Here is a 19,138-nt window from a genome sequence, read left to right as displayed (position 1 = left end):
TTTAAGTAACATTTATCTAACCTTTTAATGAAATAGGTTTAACCTACAGTTAACCTAGAACTTACAAGTTGATTGTTTCTTTGCAGCGACAAACTAATACAAAAAATGAAACAATTTTTACTAACTATTTTATTATTTACTGTGTTACAATCTGTAGCTCAAAATACAAGCACTTTATCTGGTACAGTTTTAGACAAAGATTACAACAACATGCCTATGCCTCAAGCAAATATTGCAATAGAAGGGACTACAAAAGGAACTACAACAGATTTTGATGGTTTATTTAATATTACAAATCTAGAAGCTGGAAATTATGTTGTTAAAGTTAGCTTTATTGGTTACCAAACGCAAAGTATTCCTGTTAGTATAATTGCTGGAGAGGATAAAGTTATTGAGGTTATACTAGAGTCTAGTTCTGCTTCTTTAGACGAAGTTGTTTTACAAGCTTCTTCAAAAAGAGAAAGCGAAACAGCTTTATTATTAGACCAAAAGAAAGCTGTAGAAATTAAGCAAAGTATTGGTGCAGACGAGCTGTCTCGCAAAGGCGTTAGTGATGCTGCAGGAGCAGTTGCTAAAATATCTGGAGTTTCTAAACAAGAAGGATCTAGTAATGTTTATGTTCGTGGTTTAGGAGACCGATATTTGAATACAACTTTAAACGGATTAGCGCTTCCGTCTAACGATGTAAACAAGAAAAATATAGATTTAAATCTTTTTGCTTCAGACTTAATAGAGAATGTTTCTATAAGTAAAGCCTATTCTTCAAAATTCTATGGTGATTTTGCTGCAGGAAATATAGACATTACTTCAAAAAATTATAAAGGCAATGGCTTTTTTAATTTTACAACAGGATCTGGAGTTAACACAAGAGCAGCTGGACAAAACTTTGTAAGAAGTGAAGGTTCTGGCTATTTTGGGTATTATGGTAGGTATGATCATAATCCATTTGCTATTGTTTTATCACATGGCGTCAATCCTGTAAATGTTAATGCTCCAATTAACGTAAATTATGGCGCATCTGGTGGTAAATCTTTTGATTTTGAAAGTGGTGCACGTTTAAGTCTATTCGCTACAGCATCGTTTGAGAATGATTACGAATATAGAAAAGGTAGAGTAGTCGATTTCTCTACAATTTTTAATAAAATATTTCCAGAGGCCGAAGAATTTTCATATTCCACAACAACAACAGCAATGTTAAATGCTAGTTTTAAAATTAACTCTAACAATAAACTACAGTTTAACTCTATGTTTATTAATAGCTCTACAGACGAGGTTGGCTATTATGGTATTGGTGGAAATGGTTTTAATAGAGATGCACAATCATTAGTTAACGACGAGATTGGATTTTACCAACAAAATATTCAGTTTAATCAAGATTTAATCTATGTTAATCAACTATTAGGTACTCATGAATTTGATAATCTAGAATTAGATTGGGCAATTGGTTACAATAGAGTTAATGCTCATGAACCTGATAGAAAACGTTTCAGTTTTTGAAAACTATCAATTTGCTTTAGATAACGACAACTCAACAAATCCTATATTTTTTAACAACGTAGATTATGATAATCAACGTTATTTTCAAGATATAGAAGATGAAGAACTAAACAGCCGTGTAAATTTAGCCTATACATTAAATGAAAACTCAAAATTAAACTTTGGTTTAAACGGAAGAACTAAAATACGTGATTTCGAAAACATTCGTTATGGTTACGATATTTTAGTTGGTAATACTGAAATAACAAACCCAAATAACTTAAACAATATTTTTAATTTAGGGAATCTTAGCCTTAATAATGATGGGCTTTACGACATTAAAGTTATTAATGCTGCAGTTCCAGAATATGGAAGCACAAATGCTCCAGGAGCTCCAGAAAACACCTATTCTGGAAAATTAAATGTTTTTGCTACCTATACAAACGCAGAATTAAAATTTGGAGAAAAATGGTTGTTTGTTCCAGGAGCAAGAATAGAATCTTTTGAGCAAAGTATTGTTTACGACGTTATTAACTTACCTGCAAACGAACCAGGCTTTAGAGATACTGAAAACGTATTCTTTTTACCAAGCTTAAGTATTAAATATGCTTTAAACGATGACCAAAATTTACGTTTCTCTGCAAGTAAAACAGTATCTACTCCAGAATTTAAAGAAATGGCGCCTTTTGTTTACGAAGGTGTAGCACAACGTATTGGTGGTAATCCAGATTTATTAAATAATCCATCATTCTCTTCTGTTTATAACCTAGACTTTAAATACGAGTGGTTTATGTCTAGAGCAGAGTTATTTGCAGTTTCTGCTTTTGCAAAGCAAATTAACGACCCAATAAATCTAGTAATTGCAAACGATGCCACTGGAACGCAGCGTTATTTTAGAACAGGAGACAAGGCCTCTATTTTAGGTGTTGAATTAGAAGTTAGAAAAACAGTATTACAAAATGCAGACGAAGATGCTGTATTATCTGCAGGTTTTAATATAGCTTATATGCACACAGAGCAAGATTTAAAAAGCTCGACAGGCTTATATTCTTCAACACTAGATAGAACAGACGAGCTACAAGGTGCATCTCCTTTATTAATTAATGCAGATATTAGCTATACTCCAATAATTAGTGAAAACTTTAAACCAACGGCAAACTTAGTATTCTCATATTTTTCAGATAGAATTTCAGCATTAGGATCTGGACAACTAGGTAATATTATTGAAAAAGGAATACCAACTTTAGATTTTGTCTGGAGAAATAAAATCAAATCAAATTTCGAAATTAATCTAAGTGCTAAAAACCTGTTAGACCCAAGTATTAAACTTGTAAGAGAAAACACTTCTTTTGGAGATGTTACACTTTCAGAATACAAGAAAGGTATGGATTTAGGACTTCAATTAAAATATAAATTTTAACTCACTAAAAAAAACAACATTAACTAAAAACTAAAACTATGAAACGTAACTTATTATTTGGCTTAGCCATAGTCTCTATGTTTTTTTCAGCATGTACTACAGATGACACTGCAGATATTGTATTAAATGTAAATAATGGTGGAACTACAGGTTCTACAGGAACTACAATCTCTGGAACTTACACAACAGATTTAACATTAGAAGCAGGAACAGATTACACATTAAACGGTTCTTTAATTATGGCATCTGGAACAACATTAACCATTCCAGAAGGAACTACAATTTCTGCTTTAGAACAAGGAAGTGATGTTTACATTGCTATTTCTCAAGGTGCCAAAATTAATGCCATGGGAACTGCAACAAATCCAATTATATTAACCTCTAATGCTTCAAATCCAGAAGCTGGAGATTGGGGAGGATTAATTATTTTAGGAAGAGCGCCTATTAATTCTGTATCTGGAGCTTCTACATCAACATCAGAAATCGCAAGTTTACCATATGGAGGAACTAGTATTGGTGACGATTCTGGAAGCATTCGTTACATGAGAATTGAGTATTCTGGTGGTTCTGCAGATGGACAGTCTGAAAACAATGGTTTCTCATTTTACGGCGTTGGAAACGGAACATTAGTAGAATACATACAAGCCTTTGAAGGAAAAGACGATGGTATTGAGTTTTTTGGAGGCACAGTTAATGTAGATTATGTTTCTGTAGTAAATGCTCAAGATGATTCTATAGATTGGACAGAAGGTTATACTGGCACCATTACAAATGCTTATGTAAAACATGGTGCAGACCACGATAAAGGTATTGAAGCAGATGGTTACAATACAGATATAGGTAACAACTCAAGCCCAATTTTTTGGTCTAAGCCTACAGTAAATAATTTAACTATTAGTGGCAATGGATCTGGAACAGGTAACGAAGCTATAAGATTAAGAGCAGGAACACAAGGTATCTTTAACAATATTGAAATTGTAGGCTTTGCAGAAGGTTTCGATCTTGATGGAGACCAAGGCGATGCTCCAACAGGAGCTGGAGTACTTAGCAACGATTTACAAGTTACAGATGTATTATTTACAGATGTGATTTTAAAGATGAAAAACGATACAGGCGAAACATTTACTATAACAGATTTTATTTCTGGAGATGGTAATGGAACTGGAGCAAATTACGCCTCTTGGAGTACAGGATGGACTGTAGAATAAATATAAATTAGTCTAAAACAAAAAAGGCATCTTCGAAATGAAGATGCCTTTTTTGTTTTAATTCAATAGTTTAATTGCTGTCTGTAACAGGAGATTTAATTTCCCATTCACTAACATTTGCAATAGCATTATTGTTATAATCTACTTCTTTAAGAGTGGTATCATTCCAAAAGAACCACTTGCCGACTTTTTGACCATTATCATAATTTGCAGAAACTTGTTTCTTGCCTTCTGTGCTAAAACTAAGCCACTCACCTTGTAATTTACCATCTGTAGTGTAAGCCCCTGTTTGGCTAACTACTCCATTGTCATGATAATAAACAACTTCAATTAAATTAGTGTCTTTGTTAAGTTTTAGATGTCGCTTATCTTGAGCGAAAGTTACCACAGCAATTAAAAAGGCAATTGAAACTAAAATTGATTTCTTCATAATTATGGGTTTTAACATTAATAATCTAAATATACGCATTACATAACACTTACACAACGATTACATAACATTAGCAATTTAAATACTTGGTTGCTAATAATTTAGATACTTAATAATAACTTAATATTAGCATTACATTAAAATCACTTACGTTGATGATATTTGTAATGTCTTAAGACAAAACAATTAGTATTTCATATAATCTATTAGTTTTTGTCGACTACATTATTATGATTTCTAATGAGACTGCTTTTGGCCAAAGCAGTCTTTTTTTTTTGAATTAACAATTTAGAAACATTAGGCTCATATAATTATTGGTTATTTGAAGCGATAAAAAACTAATAATTATAATGAAACTAAAATTTACTTTTTTGGTATTTGCATGTTTTGCATTTACACATTTAACAGCACAAGAAATAAGCGATACTTCTTTTGGAAAAGGCCTTATTAACTTCACTGCAAAAGACAGCTCATTTAGCGTAAAATTCGCACCTCGTTTTCAAGTACGATCTAATTCGTCTTGGGATCATAATGGAAACCAATATGGCAGCCCAGAACATAACTTTATTGTTCGTAGAGCGCGTTTAAAGTTTAATGGCTTTGCTTACAGCCCAAAACTTAAGTATAAAATTGAATTAGGTTTATCTAACAGAGATATTTCTGGTGCAAACGATTTTAATAGAAATACGCCTCGTTACATATTAGATGCAGTTATTATGTGGAATTTTGCAGGTAACTGGGAACTTTGGGCAGGACAAACAAAACTTCCAGGAAATGTGGAACGTGTTGTTTCTTCTGCAAACATGCAGCTTATAGACCGTTCATTATTAAACAGTCGTTTTAATATTGACCGTGATTTAGGCTTACAACTGCGCCATAAAACAAATTTAGGAGGTAACTTTTTAATGCGCGAAAAATTCTCAATCTCACAAGGAGAAGGACGTAATGTTTCAGAAGGTAATAAAGGCGGACTGCAATATACTGCTCGTTTAGAGTTTTTACCGTTTGGTACTTTTAAGTCTAAAGGCGATTATAGTCAATCTGATTTAAAAAGAGAAGAAACACCAAAATTAATGGCTGGTTTTACTTATAACCTTAACGAAAATGCAGTTAGAGAAAGAGGTTTTGCTGGTGATTATATGATTAGGACTGATGGTTCTATTTTTGAAACAAACCAAACTACTATTTTCGCAGATGCTATGTTTAAATATAATGGTTTTTCTTTTATGGGAGAATATGCAAAACGTACTGCTGATGAAGTAATTGCTACTGAAATTGATGGTACTACTCCAACAGGTGATATTGTTTTAACTGGTAATGCTTTAAACTTACAAGCTGGGTATTTATTTAAAAACAACTACGAAATAGCAGCACGTTTTACAACTGTAAATTACGAAGCTATTACTGGAAGCTTACCTCAAGACCAATACACCATTGGTGTAAATAAATTTATTGTTGGTCATAAATTAAAAGTTCAGAGCGATTTAAGTTATACAACCTTAGATGGTAATGAAGACAATATTACTTTTAGATTAGGATTTGATATTCATTTTTAAATTATTAAAAAATAACAATTAGATAACATTATAATCAATATCTATCAAGATATTTGCAAAATCAAAATTTATGGAAAATATGTATTTATTTATGTTGATTGCTATTACAGTACTAGCAATAGCTGATATTGTAGTTGGTGTTAGTAATGATGCTATAAACTTTTTAAACTCTGCCATAGGCTCTAAAGCCTTATCTATGAGAACAATAATGATTGTGGCTAGTTTAGGTATCTTTATTGGAGCTGTTTTTTCTAGTGGGATGATGGAGGTTGCACGAAAAGGTATTTTTGTTCCTGGCATGTTTAGTTTTGAAGACATTATGTACATTTTTATGGCAGTAATGATAACAGATATTCTACTGTTAGACTTCTTTAACACATTAGGTTTACCTACTTCTACAACGGTTTCTATTGTTTTTAACTTATTAGGAGCAGCAGTTATTATGGCATTAATTAAAATCACTGCTTCAGATGCTCAAACAATAACAGATTTAGGAAGTTATATTAACACCGAAAAAGCAATAGAAATTATTAGAGGTATAATAATGTCTATATTTATTGCATTTACAGTTGGTGCCTTTGTACAATGTCTATCACGTTTAATTTTTACTTTTCAATATGAAAAGAAAATAAAAAGTTTTGGAGCTGTTTTTGGAGCTGTTTGTTTAACAGCAATCACATACTTTATTTTTCTTAAAGGATTAAAAGGAACACCATATTATAAAGATTTAAAAGGAATTGTTGAAGGTAATGAAGTCTATATTATCATGGCTAGCTTCGTTTTATGGTTAATAGTCTCTTTCGCATTCCAAGCCATAACAAAAAAATCAATCTTACTTGTTGTTATAGCTGTTGGAACATTTGGACTAGCATTAGCATTTTCTGGTAATGATTTAGTTAATTTTATAGGTGTACCAATGGCAGCATATCATTCTTATGAGGCATGGGTTGCAGGAGGTATGGATTCTACAATGTCTATGGCTGTTTTAAGTAAAAAAGTACCTGCAGAGCCTTTACTTTTATTTATTGCAGGAACTATAATGGTTTTAACATTATGGTTTTCTAAAAAAGCTAAAACAGTTGCAGAAACTGAATTAAGTTTATCTCGTCAAGGTGATACTCACGAAAAATTTGAGCCTAATATGCTTTCAAGAGGTTTAGTTAAAGGAACATCTTGGTTATCTAACGCTATCAGTTTTATTATCCCAAAATCGCTTCAAGAAAGTATAGGTAAGAGTTTTGAAAAACCTGATACTGTAGCGCTAACTAAAGACCAAAGTATAGACGCACCTGCTTTTGATATGATTAGAGCATCAGTTAACTTAATGGTTGCTGGTGTATTAATAGCGATTGCAACTTCTATGAAACTTCCATTATCAACAACTTACGTAACATTTATGGTTGCCATGGGAACCTCTTTCGCTGATCGTGCTTGGGGAAGAGAAAGTGCTGTTTACAGAGTAGCGGGAGTATTAAATGTTATAGGTGGATGGTTTGGAACTGCAATTGGTGCATTTATAGCTGCTGGTATAGTAGTATTCTTAATAAAATGGAATCCAGAAGTTATGACTCCAATTTTATTATTGTTAACTGTTGTATTATTAGTTAGAAACTATCTTTCTCACAAAAAAACATATAACAAAACAGTTGATCAAGATAGCTTAAAGCAATCGGGAAGCAGCTCTGTTCAAGGTGTAATACATGAAAGTGCAGATAATATCGCTAGTGTTGTAAAACGTGGAAACAGAATTTACACCAATGCTATTAAAGGTCTAGCAAAACAAGATTTGGCACTACTTAAACAAAACAAGAAACAAATCACTAAATTATCAGATGAAGTAGATGATTTAAGAGATAACATATTCTATTTTATTAAGAATTTAGACGAAACTAGTTTAAGAGCAAGTAGCTTTTACATTAATATTCTAGGCTACTTACAAGACATGACTCAATCCTTAGAGTACATTTCTAAAACAAGTCATAAACATATAAACAACAATCATAAAAGTCTTAAGTTTAGCCAAATTAAAGAGCTAAAGGAAGTAGATGATGCTTTAGAGTCTTTATTTAATGATACTCAAGAAGCCTTTAAATCTGAATCTTTTGAGCAAATAGGCGCTATAATTAATCGTAAAAAAGATATGTTTGATTTAGTAACTTCTAAAATTGTGAAGCAAGTAGCTAGAACAAGAACTGAAGAATCTAGCCCAAAAAACACAACATTATACTTTAGCTTATTATTAGAGACTAAAGATTTATTAACCGCAACAATGAATCTTTTAGAAGAGTATTATAATTCTCATGATAGCTCTGTAGAACCTGCAACTATTACATAAACAGAATAATAAATTATAATTTATGTCTTAAAAAACCACCATGTTATTGATGGTTTTTTTGTTTTATCTATAAAAATCTAACTAAAACAAAACCTAACACAGAACCTATTATAATAATCCAAATTGGGCTTACTTTTGTTTTAAACACTAATAACGCACCTATTAAAGCAATAACAACTCCTTTCCAATCTAAAACTATTTCTTTAGTCATAACAAGTAATACAGCTAACATAACTGCAACTGCTGCTACATTAACAGCATCTAAAAAATAACGCAGAAGCTTAGATTTACGCATTTTAGGAATAAAAGGGTTAAGTATTAAAACAAACAAAAATGAAGGTAAAAAAATACCTGTAGTTGCTGCTAGAGCTCCAGGAAAACCAGATAATTGATAACCAATAAAAGTTGAAGTAGAGAGTACTGGTCCTGGTATAAATTGACCTACAGCTATAGCATCTATTAATTCTACTCTTGTTAACCAACCTCTAGTTACTAACTCTGCATCTAAATAGGCAAATAAAACATATCCACTACCATATAAAATGGCTCCCACTTTTAAAAACACCCAAAATACGTTTATAGCAGATATTTTGCTTAGAGTTAGGCCTAAAGTAGAGCTCAATAAAAATGGATAAAAGCTATTTAAAGATGCACTAACCTTATTTTTAAAATAAAAATATAGCATTCCCAATATACCAGCTGATAATAATGCAAATACTTCATTTACACCAAATAAACTTGCAGTAAGCACCAACAAACCAATTATAGTTAGCTCAATTGTTTTTACTGCTTTTTTTCCTAGCTTTAATACTGCAGACGCTATAATTGCTAACACTGCTGGTTTAATTCCGAAAACAAATGGCTCTACTTCTGGTAACTTACCACATTCTACATATAAATAAGCTAATAAAGCAGTGATTATAACTGCTGGAAAAATAAAAGCTATTCCTGCAACAAAAAGACCTTTTTTTCCTGCGCGTTCGTATCCACAATGCATAGTCATTTCTGTAGAATTTGGACCAGGAATTAAGTTTGTAGTACCAATAAGATCTAAAAAGTAGTCACGTGTCATCCATTTGCGTTTAGTTACAACCTCATCTTCCATCATAGCAATATGAGCTGCTGGACCTCCAAAGGCAAAACAGCCTAATTTAAAAAATACTGAAGCTACTTCTTTGAGATTATTATTCATAAAAAACATTTATTCTTTATAATGAGATAAATATAAGGACTGCTTTATAAATAAAAAAGCATCCTTTTCAGAATGCTTCTTTTAATAATAAATCACTTGTTTTCAATGCTAAAATGAACATCTATTATCCTTCACAACTAGCACATTCTTTCTTTTGCTTAAATTTTTGCGCTGCATTCATACTGTGTTGGTAGTACAATGATTTTACACCTAGTTTCCAAGCCGTAACATATAGTTTATTAATGTCTTTAACTGGCATATCTGGATGTACCATAATATTTAAAGATTGTCCTTGATCTATATGATTTTGTCTGTTTGCTGCTTGATAAATAATACTCATCTGATCTATTTCAGAATACGTTTTAAACACCTCTTTTTCATGATCTGTAAGCTCTTCAAGATGTTGTACTGAACCATCATAATCACGAATACTTTTCCAAATATCACTTGTATTTAATCCTTTTTCTTTTAAAAGGGCTAATAAAAATGGATTTTTGATAGTCGTTTTTATTTTCGCAATATCTTTTACATAAATGTTAGACCAAATTGGCTCAATACCTTGAGATACTTGTCCTAAAATAAACGCTGAAGATGTTGTTGGCGCAACTGCATTTAATGTTGTATTACGCCTTCCATAGCCTTTTAAAACTTTTGGCTCTCCAAATAATTTTGCTAATTCTTGCGATGCTTTGTTAGATTTATCGTTTATAGTTTTAAATATTTCACTATTCAAGTTAAAAGCTTCTGCACTATCAAAAGCTAAGCTTTTGGATTGTAATAAAGAATGCCATCCTAATGCTCCTAAACCTAACGCTCTGTTTTCTTTTGAAAAGTTATAGGCTTTTTCCATAAACATAAATGTTTGCCTATCGTCTCTACTTTCAGAATCTCTATATACTTCAAGTTTAGTAACAAATTCTTCTAAAACAGCATCTAAAAAGTACACCATGGTTTCAACAGCATCTGTATCTTTCCACTTATCATAATGTAATAAATTTACAGAAGATAATACACAAACAAAAGACCACTCGTCGTTAGTAGGTAACATGATTTCTGAACACAAATTACTAGCGTATATTTCATGATTTTTATCTTGATACACATCTGGTGCTGCATTGTTTGCATTGTCTCTAAAGAAGATATATGGGTATCCTATCTCTCCTCTACGTTGTAATACTTTAGCCCAAATTGCTCTTTTATCTGCATCACCATCAATCATTTCCTGCATCCAATCGTTACCAACGGTTACACCATGTGTTAATTCTTGGATTGGGTTTCCCTCTGTCCCAATTTCTAAAAACTCATTAATATCTCCATGTTCAATAGGTAAGTAAGGAGAAAAACGACCTCTTCTTACTGAGCCTTGACTTACAACATCAACCATTTTTTCAAAAAGTTGCATGATGTGTACAGCTCCAGAAGATTCTCCGTTATTTTTTACAGCAGCACCACGATGACGTAATTTTCCAAAATAACCAGAAGTACCACCTCCTAATTTAGACATCATACCTACTTCAGATTGCGTGTATAAAATGTCTCCCATATCATCATCTATATGCGACCCAAAACAACTAATAGGTAATCCTCTTTTCTTACCAAAGTTTGACCACACTGGTGAAGCTAAAGAGTAGTAACCTTCTGCCATGTAGCCATAAAACTTGTCTGCAAATCCATCAATTTTCAAGATTTTCTCTGCATTATTTGCAATTTCTCTAATACGTTCTTCTGGCGTTGTATTTTCTGTTAAGTATCCGGAAGCTAAAAACTTTCGGCTATTTTCTGTTAGCCATTTAATTTCTGGCTGTTTGCCAGCTTCTTCTATTGTCTTTTTTCTAGCGTTAATTAATTCGTTATAGTTAGAGGCTTTTGCGTCTTGACTTAAGTTTACTTCGGTGGTTTTTTGTGTTTTGTTGCTCATTTTTAGAATAGGTCGTCGCTAGTTATACTTTTTGTTCTTTTACTATAGTTTATAGATCGTTTCACGAAGAAATCTCCATGTTTTGTACCTATAATTTCGTCATCAAACCATTCGGTTTGTGCCACTAATTCTTCATTTATTTCAAATACTTTTTCTATTCCAATGCTTTCTAAAGAATCATTAAAACGTTTTTTAATAAATTCATTAATAACATCTTTTGGTAAGAAATCTAATTCTCCTGCTTCAAAAATCCAATCTATTATATTGCTTTCAGAGGCGAAGGCTTCTTTACATAAATCTTGTACTTGAGTTGCGTGTTCTTGATCGAACCACGTTGGATTTTCATCTTTAATTATTTTAATAATATCTATACCAAAATCACCATGAATTTGTTCTTCTTTAGAGGTTGCTTCTACAACATTAGAAACGCCCTTAAGCATATTTTTATGCTTATTAAAAGCCATTATTATTAAAAACTGTGAGAATAAAGAGACGTGCTCAATAAATAATGAAAATAATAAAATAGATTCTGCAAACTCTTTATTGTCTTCACTTTTAGCATTTTTTAAAGCTGTTTCTAAATACTGCACACGACGCATTATTACAGGCTTCTTTTTTAGGTGTTTAAATTCATTATTTAATCCTAAAATTTCAAGTAAGTGAGAATAGGCATCATGGTGTCTTACTTCACTTTCTGCAAAAGTTGCACCTACTGAACCAATTTCTGGTTTTGGCATTTTATTATAGATATCTCCCCAAAAACTCTTTACTGCAACTTCAATTTGAGAAATAGCAAGCATTGTGTTTTTAATTGCATTTTGCTCTACAATAGTAAGTCTTGTTTTAAAATCTTGAATATCGCTGGTGAAATTAAATTCAGAATGAATCCAGTATGAATGTCTTATGGCATCTACATAATCGTTAAGTGCTGGATATTCGTATGGCTTTAGGTTAATGCGCTTTTCGAAAATATTGGTTATTCTATTTCTAGCTTGTTCGTCTCTGTATAAAATATAAGCTTTAGCAACATTAGGAAATGCACTTACCATTAGTTTTTCTTCTACAAGATCTTGTACCTGTTCTACTGTTGGTAAATATCTACTATCTTTTATTTTTCTTTGTGTTAAGGTCTCTAAAACGTTTAAAGATATTTCTTGTGCGTCTTCTTTAGAACCATTTCCAACAGAAAGCATTGCTTTCTCTATAGCATTAGTTATTTTATTTAATACAAAAGGACTCGTTTCGTAATCTCTTTTAATTATATCTGTAATCTCCATAATGTTGTTTTAATAGCTTTATTGATAATAGTATTGAGCCAAGTTTTTCAAATTTTATTGGGTAATAAAAAAACGTATTTTTTTCTTTTGTATATAAAATAAAAAATAAGTTTTATTGTTGAAAAAAAATTGAATTTGTATGCTTTGAACAAAGATTGCTAATTGTACTTAAAAATGAAAGGGTATTCTATAAACGTTGTCAACAAGTTTTTAACAACGTAGTGTTTGCAATGTTTTTCGAGGAATTTAACACTATTAACTCAACTACTTGATTTATAGTGTTTTAAAAATACATATGTCGAGTTACAAGCAGTAAAATAAGGAAACTTAAAAAATAAAAAAATAAACATTTTAATACTAGAAGATAACTATACATGTCTCTAAAAAAACATTAGATTTTGTAACAATTACAATTATAGATAACGGAATTGGAAGAAAGGCTTCGGCAGAAATTAATAACAATAAACTGCTTAAAAGAAAATCTGTTGGTATAGATATTACAAAACAACGTTTAGAGTATTTCTCAAAAAACTATACAAACTCTTACAAAATTACAATTGAAGATTTATATGATAAAAATATAGCTATAGGCACTAAAATAATTATAGATATTCCAACTAAAGAGAGCTACAGATTAAAAACTACTTAATGATTATTTCATTGTTTTGGCTACTTTTTCTAGTTCTGTATACCAATCTTCACCAAATTTTCTAATAAGCGCTTCTTTAACAAATTTATAAACTGGAACTTGTAATTCTTTGCCTAGAGAACAAGCATCGTCACATATTTCCCATTTATCATAATTTACAGCAGAAAACTCAGTATAATCCTTAACTCTAATTGGGTATAAATGACAAGAAACTGGTTTCTTCCAACTAACTTCTCCTTGATTATAAGCCTCTTCTATAGCACATAATGCTGTGTTTTTCTCATCAAAAATAACATAAGCACAATCTGCACCATTAATTAAAGGCGTTTCTAATTCCCCTAAAGCTGTTTTTATTGAAGTGCCTTGAGACTCAATAACATCTACCCCTTCTTGTCTTAAAAAAGGCTTTACTTTTGGATAAATCTCTTTAAGAATTTGTGTTTCATCTTCTGTTAAGGGAGCACCTGCATCTCCATCTACACAACAAGCACCTTTACAAGCCGACAGGTTACACACAAAATCGTTTTCTATTATAGCCTCTGAAACTATTGTCTTTCCTAATTGAAACATACTTAATTTAATCTCGAAATAAAGAGCAAATATAACACGAAAATCTTCAATTAAAGTATTATAACTTTTAGAGATAATTTAACCTTAAATTAATATTGCAAATCTATTATTAATAAGTACTTTTGCCGAAAATTTAAGAAAGGTAGTTATGAATTTTGATTTTAAAGAGATATTTACTGTATTCATGGTGTTATTTGCAGTAATAGATATTGTTGGTAATATTCCTATTATAATAGATTTACGTAAAAAAGTAGGACATATACAAAGTGAAAAAGCTTCAATTATCGCAGGTGCTATTTTAATTGCTTTTTTATTTCTTGGAAAAAGTATTTTAAATCTTATTGGTATAGATGTAAGCTCTTTCGCTGTCGCTGGTTCTTTTATATTGTTTTTTATTGCTTTAGAAATGATTTTAGGCATAACATTATATAAAGAAGAAGACACGAATCCCTTAACAGCTTCAGTTTTTCCACTAGCATTCCCATTAATAGCAGGACCTGGTAGTTTAACAACTTTATTGTCACTTAGAGCAGAGTTTGAAATAGAAAATATAATACTTGCAGTTTTAATGAATGTTATAGTTATCTATATAGTTTTAAAGACGTCACGAAGAATTGAACGCCTAATTGGGCAAAACGGCATTAGTATTATTAGAAAAGTTTTTGGTGTAATACTTCTAGCTATTGCTATTAAGTTATTTGCTACTAACATTAAAATTCTTTTTGCTTAACTTTACATCTAGAAATTAATCATTTGTTTAATGGTTAAATGAAACAGATATAAAATGAAAATATTTACACTCATACTTAATATTATTGCAATAGGATTAATAATTTACAACGCAAGTAAACTTAATTTTGAAGGACTACTTAAAGGAGAGAGCATGATTGCGGTAATTACCATTGTTGCAGCTCTTTGCGCGATATTAATGCTTCAAATACTTAGAGTTTCTAAAAAAATAGAAGAAAAGAGTAAAAATTAAATATTAGACAGTTTAATTATTGGTGGTGGAGCAGCTGGATTATCTTATGCTTTAGTTTTATGGTCTGGACTTAAAAAGCCTTTTGCTAAAGAAAAAAAAATAGCAATTATAACTCACCAAAAATCATCTCATTTACAAAATGCATTATTTAATAATGTTCTTGGTCTAGAACCAGGTACTCTGGGTAAAGATATTCTAATAGATGGCAAAAAGCAATTGGAAGATCTATGTCCCGAAATTACTCAAAAAGAAAAAGTATGTGAAATTTCTAAAACCCAGGATCACTTTTTAATCACTACAAATAAAAACAAATACAGAGCTAAGCTTGTTGTAATTGCCGTAGGCTATTCAAATCTATTAACAATAAGAGGTTTAGAAGCACACATTAAACCGCATCCAAAAGCAGCAATTGAAAAAGATAGAATTTGGCTACAAAACACAAACCATTTAATAGAAGATAATTTATATGTTACAGGAACTTTAGCGGGTTGGCGAAGTCAATTTACAATAGCTTCAGGAAGCGGAGCTCATGTAGCCACAGATATTCTTACCTTATGGAATAATGGAAAACATACTAAAATACATGACAAAATCTAGTTAGTAAAGTCTTTATTTAGACTCAAGTTAATTACCTCATTTACCATAGTATCTGTTTGGTTAATAACTTCTTCAAAAGCACCAGTACCATATAATTGATTTGCCAGCGCAGCTTTTATATATTGTTTTACTTCATTTTTGTAAGTAATAAATATAATATTTGTTCTTCGTTTTGCATTTAAATACTCCTGAAACTCTTCTACTACTTTATCTGTTATTTCAAAATTAATTAAATAGTCTTCTTTAATAATTTCTTTAAATACGTTTCTATCTTTTTCTAATTGTTCGAAAGCAAAATTATTAAAATAGCCTCGACGTTGTAAAAAAGCAATGGTTTCGTTTTGCATTCCTTTATCAAGAGGTACAAAAACATCTGGAATAATTCCTCCACCTCCAAAAACTATTTTACCTTTTGGTGTTGTAAATTTTAAAGAATCTGCTACTTCTATTTTTTCAGGATCTAACAGCTCACCACTATTTATTCTAGAATAATAATCATCAAAATAATCTCTGTTTCCATTATCATAAGAACGTTGAATTGAACGCCCTGTAGGAGTATAATATCTTAAAACTGTTAATCTCACTGCACTTCCGTCTCCTAATTGCATCTCTCGTTGCACTAAGCCTTTCCCATAAGATCGCCTGCCTAGTATTGTTCCTTTGTCATTATCTTGTAATGCTCCTGCAATAATTTCGCTAGCAGATGCAGAATTTTCGTCTATTAAAACATAAACATGGCCTTTTTCAAAAGAGCCTCTTCTTGTAGCATAGCTATTTTCTATTTTACCTTTCTTGTTTTTTGTAAAAAGGATAAGCTTATCATATTCTAAAAACTCATCTACAATTTTCTCTGCTACACCTAAAAAACCTCCAGGATTCCCTCTTAAATCTAGAGCAATTTCTGTTGCTCCTATTTTTTTAAGTTTAGTTAATTCTCTTTTAAACTCCTTGTAAGTAGACTCTGCAAAACGGTTAATTTTAATATAACCCAAGGTTTCTGTTAGCATATACGCAGCGTCTACACTTACTATTGGAATGATTCCTCTTGTAACTTTAAATTTTAATGGCTTAGTTTCTCCTTTTCTTATAACCTCTAAAACAACATCTGTATTTTTTGGACCTTTTAACTTCTTAACTAAATCTCCATTTGTAAGGTCTCTTCCAAAAAGAGAATCTCCATCTGCAGTTATTATTCTGTCTCCTCCTTTTAAACCTGCTCTTTCACTTGGTCCTTTCTCTATCGTTCTTATTACTGTTATAGTATCTTTGTGAGTATAGAAACTAATGCCAATACCTACAAAATCTCCTTTCATGTTTTCTGTAACACTTTGCATGTTCTCTTTAGGAATGTAAACAGAATGTGGATCTAAGTTTTCTAGAATTCCATTTACCGTAACATCCACAATACTATCGGTATTAACTTCTTCTATATAATCATGGTCTATATAATCTATAAGCCTGTTAAGTTTATCTTTTTTGTTATTTGAAGTAAAAAGACTATCTGCAGTATCATTAAAATCTAGAGAACCACCAATAAAGACACCTACTGCAATAGCAGATCCTAAAAGCAAAGGCAAGTATTTTGTATTTAATTTCATCTATATTAAATTCTCTATTTAAGCTGTTAAATCTTCAATTTTTTCTAACTCAATTCCTGCTTTCTGTAAAAAACGCAAGCCAGAATCGTCTTTATAGCCTTCTTTATAAACCACTCTAACAATACCTGCTTGGTGTATAAGCTTACTACATTCTTTACAAGGTGATAAGGTAATGTATAGTGTTGCTCCTTTGCAAGATTGTGTTGAGGAAGCTACTTTTAAAATTGCATTTGCTTCAGCATGTAAAACATACCATTTTGTGTAACCTTCTTCGTCTTCGCAATAATTCTCGAAACCAGTTGGGGTTCCGTTAAATCCGTCACTAATAATCATACGTCCTTTAACAATAATCGCTCCTACCTGTCTACGCTCACAGTGAGACAATTTTCCCCACTCTTCTGCTATTCTTAAATAGGCTTTATCGTATTTGTTTTGCTTGTTTTTAGGCATGTTTTTTAATTCTATCAATTTTAAAACTCAAAACAAAAAAACTATACAGTTTGAGCTCTAAATATTAAAATTTGCTTTGCAAATTCAACTAACACAACGAAGATAGCGTGTTAGTGTTTTAATTACAATTCAATTAATAAAGTTTTATGATAATTTTATGGCAAACTATTGTAATAGTGGACTATTTAATATCATTGGTATTACTAAACCAATCACAATTGCAGAAACGACCATAATCCAATCGCGTTTTGTAGACCTAAAAACCGTTTGAGTTATATAACCTAAAAACAGCACTATAAATACAATAATAATTTGTGCTATTTCAATACCTAAAGCAAACTCAAGAAGTGCTAATAACTTGTTATCGTCTCCACCAACTAAAAGTTTAAATTCTCTTGCAAAACCTAGACCATGTATTAAACCAAAAAACAATGTTGTAATAAAAAGCAGTCCAATTCTCTCTTTCTGTGCACCTTTTCCAGAAGTAAAAACATTAAAAAGCGCAGCAATTAAAATTGAAGCTGGTATAAGGAACTCTACAATATCTGCTGAAACCTTAACCGCACCATAAGTTGCTAAAATTAAAGATAGCGTATGCCCAAGAGTGAACATTGATACTAGTAAAAAAACACGTTTCCAGTCTTTAAACATAAATGGAACTGTTAAAACAATTAAATAGAGGACGTGATCGTAAGCATTAATATCTAAAACGTGATTAATACCATATTGTACGTTAAACCAAAGTTCTTCAAGCATAGTAGATTAAATTTAGGGTGTTGTAAATATATAAAAAAAAGAAAGGCATCAATTAAAATTGATGCTTTTAGTATTTGTACTCAAAGTGGAAGTCTTTAAAAAAATCACAAACAACTGAAAATAAGTAATTTGTATAAGAAATACACTTTAAAATCCCGATTTTTTCCGAAAATATATTTATTTAAAAATTATTTATTATGATTGAAAAGCATTAAACACAAGCCCTTGAGTTTATTACTTTATTTAAACATAGTAACTTTTCACTATTAAAAATTATTGACCAAGAAAGTCCGTGAGGACTTTCTTAAATAGGAAAGAAGACAGTAATAAATTATATACGACTTAAGTTCACAATTCATTAAATTTACGTATGAATCAGAAAAGGGTTCTGTCGCATCTAATGTAAGGAAAAATCAAATTTTTTATATTTACAATAAAAAAGATGTTCAAAGGTCACTGTTTTCCTAAAGCAATCATATTACAAGCTGTTTACTTCAAATTAAGGTCAACCTACAAATCATTTATATCATTAGCTTCTTAAAAAATTAAATTAGTTTAAAACTTGATGCTTAATTTTAGCAGATGCGACAGAACCAAAGATGCTCATAATGAATTAATTAATTTATTTCGTGATTTAAAACCACCTGTTGAAGTTTGTGATTTATTTGAATTGGTATTAGAGGATCATTATAAGACATCAAAGCAAAGTCAATATAACGATATG

16 protein-coding genes are annotated in these 19,138 nt (G+C 31.0%); 8 read left to right on the top strand and 8 right to left on the bottom strand.

Annotated features, from left to right (window positions below):
- Positions 1-105: 105 nt before the first annotated feature.
- Genes QNK89_RS04305 through QNK89_RS04295 form a run of 3 tightly spaced genes read left to right on the top strand, consistent with a single transcriptional unit; the run spans position 106 to position 4,104 of the window.
- Complete coding sequence (locus tag QNK89_RS04305) at positions 106-1,497, top strand: carboxypeptidase-like regulatory domain-containing protein (RefSeq protein WP_340169726.1); 1,392 nt, start codon at positions 106-108, stop codon at positions 1,495-1,497.
- Positions 1,466-2,896, top strand: a complete 1,431-nt coding sequence (locus tag QNK89_RS04300) for a TonB-dependent receptor (RefSeq protein WP_340169725.1) — start codon at positions 1,466-1,468, stop codon at positions 2,894-2,896. Before QNK89_RS04305 ends, QNK89_RS04300 begins: the two co-directional genes overlap by 32 nt.
- Positions 2,897-2,934: 38 nt before the next feature.
- The gene (locus QNK89_RS04295) at positions 2,935-4,104 is read left to right on the top strand and encodes a multidrug transporter (RefSeq protein ID WP_340169724.1); all 1,170 of its coding nucleotides are present in this window, start codon (positions 2,935-2,937) and stop codon (positions 4,102-4,104) included.
- Between the two features lie 70 nt (positions 4,105-4,174).
- Here the strand turns inward: QNK89_RS04295 and QNK89_RS04290 are convergent, their stop codons facing one another.
- Positions 4,175-4,534 carry a nicotinic acid mononucleotide adenyltransferase gene (locus QNK89_RS04290; protein ID WP_340169723.1) on the bottom strand — a complete coding sequence of 120 codons (360 nt, stop codon included), beginning with the start codon at positions 4,532-4,534 and terminating at the stop codon, positions 4,175-4,177.
- A gap of 350 nt (positions 4,535-4,884) precedes the next feature.
- On the opposite strand from QNK89_RS04290, the gene QNK89_RS04285 reads away from it, so the two are divergent.
- Positions 4,885-6,090, top strand: a complete 1,206-nt coding sequence (locus tag QNK89_RS04285) for a porin (RefSeq protein ID WP_340169722.1) — start codon at positions 4,885-4,887, stop codon at positions 6,088-6,090.
- Positions 6,091-6,160: 70 nt separating this feature from the next.
- On the top strand, positions 6,161-8,425 hold the full coding sequence (locus QNK89_RS04280; RefSeq protein WP_340169721.1) for an inorganic phosphate transporter: 2,265 nt from the start codon (positions 6,161-6,163) through the stop codon (positions 8,423-8,425).
- Positions 8,426-8,492: 67 nt separating this feature from the next.
- On the opposite strand, the gene chrA is transcribed toward QNK89_RS04280, so the two are convergent.
- The 4 genes from chrA to QNK89_RS04260 all read right to left on the bottom strand — a co-directional run bounded on the left by chrA (position 8,493) and on the right by QNK89_RS04260 (position 14,031).
- Positions 8,493-9,617: a chromate efflux transporter gene (gene chrA / locus QNK89_RS04275; RefSeq protein ID WP_340169720.1), complete on the bottom strand. Its 1,125-nt coding sequence runs from the start codon at positions 9,615-9,617 to the stop codon at positions 8,493-8,495.
- A gap of 124 nt (positions 9,618-9,741) precedes the next feature.
- A complete protein-coding gene (locus tag QNK89_RS04270; protein ID WP_340169719.1) occupies positions 9,742-11,535 on the bottom strand; it encodes a ribonucleoside-diphosphate reductase subunit alpha in 1,794 nt (597 codons plus the stop codon).
- 2 nt (positions 11,536-11,537) lie between these two features.
- Positions 11,538-12,812, bottom strand: a complete 1,275-nt coding sequence (locus tag QNK89_RS04265; RefSeq protein WP_340169718.1) for a ribonucleotide-diphosphate reductase subunit beta — start codon at positions 12,810-12,812, stop codon at positions 11,538-11,540.
- Between the two features lie 652 nt (positions 12,813-13,464).
- On the bottom strand, positions 13,465-14,031 hold the full coding sequence (locus tag QNK89_RS04260; RefSeq protein ID WP_340169717.1) for a DUF3109 family protein: 567 nt from the start codon (positions 14,029-14,031) through the stop codon (positions 13,465-13,467).
- A 148-nt stretch (positions 14,032-14,179) separates the two neighbouring features.
- Between QNK89_RS04260 and QNK89_RS04255 the strand changes: the two genes are divergently transcribed.
- From QNK89_RS04255 to QNK89_RS04245, 3 genes are read left to right on the top strand one after another with little or no spacing between them, the layout of a single operon-like run.
- Positions 14,180-14,761 (top strand): MarC family protein, encoded by a 582-nt coding sequence (locus QNK89_RS04255; protein WP_340169716.1) that lies wholly within the window; start codon positions 14,180-14,182, stop codon positions 14,759-14,761.
- A gap of 54 nt (positions 14,762-14,815) precedes the next feature.
- Positions 14,816-15,013, top strand: a complete 198-nt coding sequence (locus QNK89_RS04250) for a hypothetical protein (RefSeq protein WP_340169715.1) — start codon at positions 14,816-14,818, stop codon at positions 15,011-15,013.
- A complete protein-coding gene (locus QNK89_RS04245; RefSeq protein ID WP_340169737.1) occupies positions 15,014-15,610 on the top strand; it encodes an NAD(P)-binding domain-containing protein in 597 nt (198 codons plus the stop codon).
- On the opposite strand, the gene QNK89_RS04240 is transcribed toward QNK89_RS04245, so the two are convergent.
- From QNK89_RS04240 to QNK89_RS04230, 3 genes are all read right to left on the bottom strand, one after another.
- On the bottom strand, positions 15,607-17,208 hold the full coding sequence (locus QNK89_RS04240) for a S41 family peptidase (RefSeq protein ID WP_340169714.1): 1,602 nt from the start codon (positions 17,206-17,208) through the stop codon (positions 15,607-15,609). The two genes, QNK89_RS04245 and QNK89_RS04240, sit on opposite strands and share 4 nt — an antisense overlap.
- An 18-nt stretch (positions 17,209-17,226) precedes the next feature.
- Positions 17,227-17,658, bottom strand: coding sequence for a dCMP deaminase family protein (locus QNK89_RS04235; protein ID WP_340169736.1), 432 nt, complete (start codon positions 17,656-17,658; stop codon positions 17,227-17,229).
- Positions 17,659-17,823: 165 nt separating this feature from the next.
- Positions 17,824-18,414, bottom strand: a complete 591-nt coding sequence (locus QNK89_RS04230) for a HupE/UreJ family protein (protein WP_340169713.1) — start codon at positions 18,412-18,414, stop codon at positions 17,824-17,826.
- Between the last annotated feature and the right edge of the window lie 724 nt (positions 18,415-19,138).

It is taken from the genome of Lacinutrix sp., assembly GCF_037625555.1.
Classification (GTDB): Bacteria; Bacteroidota; Bacteroidia; order Flavobacteriales; family Flavobacteriaceae; genus Lacinutrix.
Note: the sequence above shows the minus strand (reverse complement) of the source record. Positions and strands in the feature narration are given on the sequence as shown.

Coding starts and splice junctions, on each gene's coding strand:
- QNK89_RS04240 (WP_340169714.1), bottom strand. CDS start 17,208: ATGAAATTAAATACAAAATACTTGCCTTTGCTTTTAGGATCTGCTATT.
- QNK89_RS04265 (WP_340169718.1), bottom strand. CDS start 12,812: ATGGAGATTACAGATATAATTAAAAGAGATTACGAAACGAGTCCTTTT.
- QNK89_RS04235 (WP_340169736.1), bottom strand. CDS start 17,658: ATGCCTAAAAACAAGCAAAACAAATACGATAAAGCCTATTTAAGAATA.
- QNK89_RS04285 (WP_340169722.1), top strand. CDS start 4,885: ATGAAACTAAAATTTACTTTTTTGGTATTTGCATGTTTTGCATTTACA.
- QNK89_RS04250 (WP_340169715.1), top strand. CDS start 14,816: ATGAAAATATTTACACTCATACTTAATATTATTGCAATAGGATTAATA.
- QNK89_RS04290 (WP_340169723.1), bottom strand. CDS start 4,534: ATGAAGAAATCAATTTTAGTTTCAATTGCCTTTTTAATTGCTGTGGTA.
- QNK89_RS04230 (WP_340169713.1), bottom strand. CDS start 18,414: ATGCTTGAAGAACTTTGGTTTAACGTACAATATGGTATTAATCACGTT.
- QNK89_RS04255 (WP_340169716.1), top strand. CDS start 14,180: ATGAATTTTGATTTTAAAGAGATATTTACTGTATTCATGGTGTTATTT.
- QNK89_RS04295 (WP_340169724.1), top strand. CDS start 2,935: ATGAAACGTAACTTATTATTTGGCTTAGCCATAGTCTCTATGTTTTTT.
- chrA (WP_340169720.1), bottom strand. CDS start 9,617: ATGAATAATAATCTCAAAGAAGTAGCTTCAGTATTTTTTAAATTAGGC.
- QNK89_RS04280 (WP_340169721.1), top strand. CDS start 6,161: ATGGAAAATATGTATTTATTTATGTTGATTGCTATTACAGTACTAGCA.
- QNK89_RS04270 (WP_340169719.1), bottom strand. CDS start 11,535: ATGAGCAACAAAACACAAAAAACCACCGAAGTAAACTTAAGTCAAGAC.
- QNK89_RS04305 (WP_340169726.1), top strand. CDS start 106: ATGAAACAATTTTTACTAACTATTTTATTATTTACTGTGTTACAATCT.
- QNK89_RS04260 (WP_340169717.1), bottom strand. CDS start 14,031: ATGTTTCAATTAGGAAAGACAATAGTTTCAGAGGCTATAATAGAAAAC.
- QNK89_RS04300 (WP_340169725.1), top strand. CDS start 1,466: ATGAACCTGATAGAAAACGTTTCAGTTTTTGAAAACTATCAATTTGCT.